Below are 5,571 nucleotides of genomic sequence, written 5' to 3'. Positions count from 1 at the left end.
CAAGGGCCGGGGGTCCAAGGATGGTGGGCGTGGGCGCGGGGGGCGGACGGCGAGGGTGGGCGGTGTCGTGTGCGTGGGCGAGGAGCAGGCCTGGCTTAGGTGGCAGCCGTTGCTTTTCAGGGTGGAAGCCAGCACCCGGCGGCGCACAGCGTCGGCAACGCGGCGACACTCGGCGGCGGAGCTGTCGATGGCGCTTGCGGAGGGGCTGCCTGGAACGGCGGCTTCGGACATAAGTCTCTCGGTCGGCAAGGGTTGCGGCTGCTCAGTCGGTGCGGCGCGGGCGTGTGGCCAGGTACAGCAGTGGCCCGAACAGCGGCACGTGCTGCCAGCCGGGGGCCTGTCCCAGCCCGCGACGACGGCGGTCCGTACCGCTGGCCAGGTGCAGGGCTGTGGTCAGTGCGATCAAGTCTGCGCTCATCACGGCGATGAACTGTGAGTCTGCAAACTGCTGTGCGAACGCCGCCGCACTGCCGGCGACCACCGCGAAGCCCACCAGGCCGAGCCCGATGGCTAGAAGAATCCAGCCCGCCACCCGTGAGCCGATAGCCTGCACAAAAGCGTTTGGTGCCCCCCTCAGCGGCGCTTCGGCATTGCGCAGCACCAAGTAGGGCAACAGGATGATACCGCCCAGAAAGTACGCGCCGATGGCGAAGGGCCAGGGGGTCACGGGCGATGCGGGGCGGCCAGGGTCAAAGAGCAGGATGGCCAGAAAGGCCGTCGGCAGCACGCCGAGCAAGTTGAACACGGCAATGGCGATTGGATCGACGCGGCCCGTGTCGGCCATCGCCAGTGCCGTGACCTCTCCGAGAAAGTCCGCAGGCGGCGGCGGCGAGAAGAAGAGCCAATAGCCCACCAGCGCAAGCCAGAGCCCGGCGTAGACGAAGCGCTCCAAACGCATGGTTGCCGGTTAGCGCGTCAATGCTGCGGGAAGCGCGTTGCCAGCGGCTACCGCTCAGTCGCCCTGCGCCGAGAGCGCCTGCCCCGTGGTACCGGCGCTCTCCGGACCCAGCAGCCACAGGTAGGCGGGTACCGCCGCGTCCGGCTGCGGCAAGGTGTTCGGGTCCTCGCCCGGGTAGAGCTGGCGGCGCTGCGCGGTGCGCAGAATGCCCGGGTCCAGGCTGTTGACCCGGATGCGAGTGCTGTCGCGTGTCTCTTCGGCGAGGACCTGGGTGAGCCCTTCGATGCCGAACTTCGCCGCCGCAAAGGCGCCCCAGTAGGCGAGCCCGCGACGGCCCACGCGGTCCGACGTAAACACCACAGAGGCGTCCTCTGCGGCCCGCAGCAGCGGCAGGCAGGCCTGTGTGAGCAGGAAGGGTGCCGTTAGGTTCAGGCGCGTGACCCGCTCCCATTCTTTGGCGTCATAATCGTCGATGCGGCTCAGAAAGGGCACGTAGGTGGCGCAGTGCACCAGACCGTCCAGGCGCCCGAACTCATCACCCAGCGTCGTCGCCACACCCAGGCAGAGCTGTTCATCGGCCTGCTCCAGGTCCAGCGGCAGGCTCGCGGGCTCCGGGCTGCCGTCGGCTTCGATCTCGTCGTAAACCGTCTCCAGCTGACCTTCATCCTTGGCGCAGAGCACCACAGTGGCGCCACAGCGGGCCGCACCGCGGGCCACCGCCCGGCCGATGCCCTCGACAGCGCCGGTCACCAGAATGACGCGGTCACAGAGCAGGTCGGGGCTGGGGTCGTAATCCTGCATGGCACTGGCTGTGTGATGGCGATCCAAAGCCCGTTAGGCTACCACTTCGGCGCCCAGGCACCCATGTGGAAACGCAATGGCAGCGGGCGGCGCATGGCTCGCCAAGAGGGCGCGAGTGACGGGTATATCTTGGCGGCGCGTTGGGGCAGACCGGGCGCGGCGGCTGCGGCACCCGTTCAGCCCACTGTGCAGACTTGCACCCGCAAGCGCAGCCCGCGCCGAGAGAGGGGATGATTGAAGTCCACGCGCACCGTGTCCTCGCCCACGGCCAGCACCGTGCCCGGCGTCTCTTGTCCACCCGGGGTATCGAAGGCGATGACCTGACCCGGCTCGGCCGTGAAGCCCTGGGGCAAGTCCGCGAGCGGCAGCTCGTGCACCAGCTCGGGGTCGGGAGCGCCGAAGACGGCAGCGCCCTCCGCGAGTGCCTGGGTGTCGCTGCCTTCTGGCAAGTCCAGCAGGAGCTCTTCGAGTCCTGGCGCCAGCGTGCCGTCGCCCAGCGTGAAGGTCAGGGGCTCGCCGTCGAAGCTCGACAGCACCTCGGTCCCGTCCTCCAGCGTCAGCGACAGGTGCAGAGTGACCCGGCTCTGCGGGCCGATGCGGGGAAGGTCTGCGGGCATGGGCGCCGGAGTGATGGGACCTGCCCGACCGGGCGCCCGGGGGCACCGCTCAAGCGAGCAGTTCTTGAGTCACGAACAGGTAGCCGATGCTGACGGTGACAACGGCGACCGTCAGGTAAGGTATCAGCAGGCAAACACCGGGGAGATCGTTGCAGACCCGGCTCAGACGGCAAAGCTTGCAGTTCTTCATGGCGCCACTCCTCAACGCATGCTCGCCGCCCCATCTGCTCAGCGCCGGGATTGGCTTTGATGCACTGCGAACCGATCTTGCCAGCACGCTTGCAGGCGTGACTGGTGGTTAATACCGACAACATTGGTAAGTTTCGCCTGCCTTCGGTAGGAAATCAAGGGTCACCTGACAGGCCATCCGGCACCTGACTCCGATGACAACCAACTCACCCCGACCTGCACGACGCAGACGACAACACAAGCGATGACTCAGCCCGCACAGACCACCCGCGACCGCGCCACCGCCACCCTGGAGCACACCCCGCAGGTGGGGTTCGTGAGCCTCGGCTGCCCCAAGGCCACTGTGGACTCCGAGCGCATCCTGACGCAGCTGCGCGCGGAAGGCTACGGCATCTCGCCGGACTACGACGGAGCCGACCTCGTCGTGGTGAACACCTGCGGCTTCATCGATGCAGCGGTGGACGAATCCCTGGCCGCCATTGGCGAGGCCCTGGACCAGCACGGCAAGGTGATCGTTACCGGCTGTCTCGGCGCCCGCGCCGAGCTGATTCAGGAGAGCCACCCCCGAGTGCTCGCAGTCACGGGGCCACACGCCTACGACGAGGTCATGGACGCGGTACACCTGCACCTGCCGCGGCCCGTGCCCCACCCAGCGCAGCCGTTCACGAGCCTGCTGCCGGAGACGGGCATCAAGCTCACGCCCGCGCACTATGCCTACGTCAAGATCTCAGAGGGCTGCAATCATCGCTGCAGCTTCTGCATCATCCCGAGCATGCGCGGCGACCTCGTCAGCCGCCCCGTCGGCGCCGTGATGGCCGAGGCCGCAAGGCTGGTGGACGGCGGCGTGCGCGAGCTGCTGATCATCTCCCAGGACACGAGCGCCTACGGGCTCGACCTCAAGTACCGCATGGACTTCTGGCAGGGCAGGCCGCTGCGTACCGACATCGAGACACTGGCCCGCAGCCTGGGTGAGCTGCCTGCCTGGGTGCGGCTGCACTACGTCTACCCCTACCCGCATGTGGACCGCCTCGTCCCGCTGATGGCGGACGGCCTTATCCTGCCTTACCTCGACATGCCGCTTCAGCACGCGAGTCCTGGCGTGCTCAAGGCCATGCGCCGGCCGGCCGCCGCCGAGAAGGTGCTGGAGCGCCTCGGCCAGTGGCGGCGTATCTGCCCGGAGCTCGTCATGCGCAGCACCTTTATCGTCGGCTTCCCGGGCGAGACAGAGGCAGACTTCGACACGCTGCTGGCGTTTCTGCACGAGGCCCAGCTCGATCGCGTCGGCTGCTTTGCCTATTCGCCTGTCGCCGGCGCCGCCGCCAACGACCTGCCGGACGCCGTGCCGGAGCCCGTCAAAGAAGAGCGTCTGGAACGCTTCATGGCTGCCCAGGCCGAAATCAGCCGCGCTAAGCTCAGCGCCCGCATCGGCCAGCGCCTCACCGTCCTCGTGGACGAGGTGCTGGAGGACCAGGTCATCGCCCGCAGCTATGCGGACGCACCGGAGATCGACGGCAATGTCCTGATCCGCGGCGCCTGGGACCTCTCGCCGGGCGATTTCATCGAGGTGGATGTCACCGGCAGCCTGGAGCATGACCTCGTCGGCGAGCCCGTCTGCGATTGAGCGCCGGCCATCCCGCGCACAGCGCCTTGCGGTTGCATTGCCGTCTTCCAGCGCGCGGCGGGGGTCCTCGCAGCACCACCATTGCCGCGTCTACAGTGGCCGCCGCACATACTGGCTCAGCGACAGTCGATCAGCACCTTGAGCACACCAGGCTGCGCCGCCCGCTGCAGCGCGGCCTCGGCGTCCGCCAGCGGGAAGCGGTCGTCGATGAGGGGCGTCGGGTCCACCAGGCCGTGTGCCAGCAGCCGCAGCGCCGGCGCAAAGGGCCCGCAGCGGGAGCCGACGACGGTAATCTCGTCCACCACCAGCGCCGCCAGGTCCACCGGCACCGTACCGGCATAGGTGCTCTTCAGCACCAGCGTCCCGCCGGGGCGCAGCGCCCGACGCGCCAGAGCAAGCCCGCCCGGGGCGCCGGTGGCCTCCACCGCGACGTCGTAACTGCCCGCGCCGACATCATCCTCTGAGACCCAGCGGATCCCGTCCGCCGTGAGCAACGCCCGCTGGCGTTCCCTCCGGGCCGCAACCATCAGGTCGCAGCCCGTGAGCCGCAGTACCCGGGCGATGAGCTGACCCAGCCGACCGGCTCCCACCACCAGTACCCGCTGCCCCGGGCGCACATGCACCTGCCGGGTGATCTGCAGCGCCGCCGCCAGCGGCTCTGTGAACACGGCGGCTTCGTCGGGCACGTCATCCGGGACCGCTTGCAGGTTGGCGAGCGGCAGCGTGAGATACTGCGCAAAGGCGCCATCGCGCCCGCGAATGCCCAGCACCTCCCGCCGCTCACAATGACTGCTGCGCCCGGCGCGACATTGTGCGCAGCGCCCGCAGACGACGTTGATCTCCCCGACGACGCGCTGGCCCTCCCGCTGCGGAGCGTCCGGCGCTGCGACGATCTCGCCGACGAACTCATGGCCCATGATCCCGCAAAAGGACACATACCCGCGCAGGATCGCGAGGTCCGTGCCGCAGACACCGGCGAGCCGGACACGCACCAAGGCCTCGCCAGGTGCCGGCGTGGGCACGGACAGGTCGGTGCGCAGTGAAGGGGCATCTTCCAGCCGAAGCCCCCGCATGTCCTGGGGTGCGGCCGTCGGCGGGTGCGAGGTAGCGGTCCGAATACTCATGGTCTTGGGTGGGTACTCGTCTCAGGGTCCGTAGACCGAACTTCGACATGGCCGGAGCAGGCTCGCGCTGCGCGTGAGCTAGAGGCGAAGACTTCGATGTTGCACCCGACGGCGAGCAGCATCAGGGCCAGGATATTAGATGTAGGCACGGACCGTCAGGCGGCAGTGTCTCTGAATGGCGGCGTCGCCCTCGTCCGCCGTCGACTTGGGCACAGGCGTTGCGGCCGCAGCTGCGTCAGGAGCCGGAGCCGAGGGCGGATCCGATTTCAGCACCACCGCGGACGCCGCGCTCGCCTGCGGGGACTCGGTGCCCACTTTGCC

At 68.5% G+C, this 5,571-nt stretch carries 7 protein-coding genes and 1 pseudogene; 1 reads left to right on the top strand and 7 read right to left on the bottom strand.

The genetic code is table 11. The features are described 5' to 3' along the window. The 5 genes and pseudogenes from I6U14_RS15845 to I6U14_RS15825 form a co-directional block, all read right to left on the bottom strand. Nucleotides 1-231: pseudogene (locus I6U14_RS15845) on the bottom strand (hypothetical protein); the annotation flags it as partial. Nucleotides 232-262: 31 nt separating this feature from the next. Beyond that, on the bottom strand, nucleotides 263-898 hold the full coding sequence (locus tag I6U14_RS15840) for a hypothetical protein (protein WP_296900489.1): 636 nt from the start codon (nucleotides 896-898) through the stop codon (nucleotides 263-265). A gap of 54 nt (nucleotides 899-952) precedes the next feature. Beyond that, on the bottom strand, nucleotides 953-1,699 hold the full coding sequence (locus I6U14_RS15835; protein ID WP_296900488.1) for a YciK family oxidoreductase: 747 nt from the start codon (nucleotides 1,697-1,699) through the stop codon (nucleotides 953-955). A gap of 176 nt (nucleotides 1,700-1,875) precedes the next feature. After that, nucleotides 1,876-2,316, bottom strand: a complete 441-nt coding sequence (locus I6U14_RS15830) for an FKBP-type peptidyl-prolyl cis-trans isomerase (RefSeq protein ID WP_296900487.1) — start codon at nucleotides 2,314-2,316, stop codon at nucleotides 1,876-1,878. Nucleotides 2,317-2,365: 49 nt separating this feature from the next. Beyond that, nucleotides 2,366-2,506 (bottom strand): hypothetical protein, encoded by a 141-nt coding sequence (locus I6U14_RS15825; RefSeq protein WP_296900486.1) that lies wholly within the window; start codon nucleotides 2,504-2,506, stop codon nucleotides 2,366-2,368. Between the two features lie 243 nt (nucleotides 2,507-2,749). Here I6U14_RS15825 and rimO point away from each other — a divergent pair, with 243 nt between their 5' ends. Next, entirely contained in the window at nucleotides 2,750-4,126 is a 1,377-nt protein-coding gene (gene rimO / locus I6U14_RS15820; RefSeq protein ID WP_296900485.1) for a 30S ribosomal protein S12 methylthiotransferase RimO, read from the top strand. A gap of 116 nt (nucleotides 4,127-4,242) precedes the next feature. Here rimO and I6U14_RS15815 read toward each other — a convergent pair whose 3' ends face one another. After that, nucleotides 4,243-5,250, bottom strand: coding sequence for an alcohol dehydrogenase catalytic domain-containing protein (locus I6U14_RS15815; protein WP_296900484.1), 1,008 nt, complete (start codon nucleotides 5,248-5,250; stop codon nucleotides 4,243-4,245). Nucleotides 5,251-5,385: 135 nt separating this feature from the next. Beyond that, a partial coding sequence (locus tag I6U14_RS15810) for a hypothetical protein (RefSeq protein ID WP_296900483.1) occupies nucleotides 5,386-5,571 on the bottom strand: 186 nt, incomplete at its 5' end.

This window comes from Thiohalocapsa sp. (assembly GCF_019695415.1).
GTDB lineage: Bacteria > Pseudomonadota > Gammaproteobacteria > Chromatiales > Chromatiaceae > Thiohalocapsa.
Note: the sequence above shows the minus strand (reverse complement) of the source record. Positions and strands in the feature narration are given on the sequence as shown.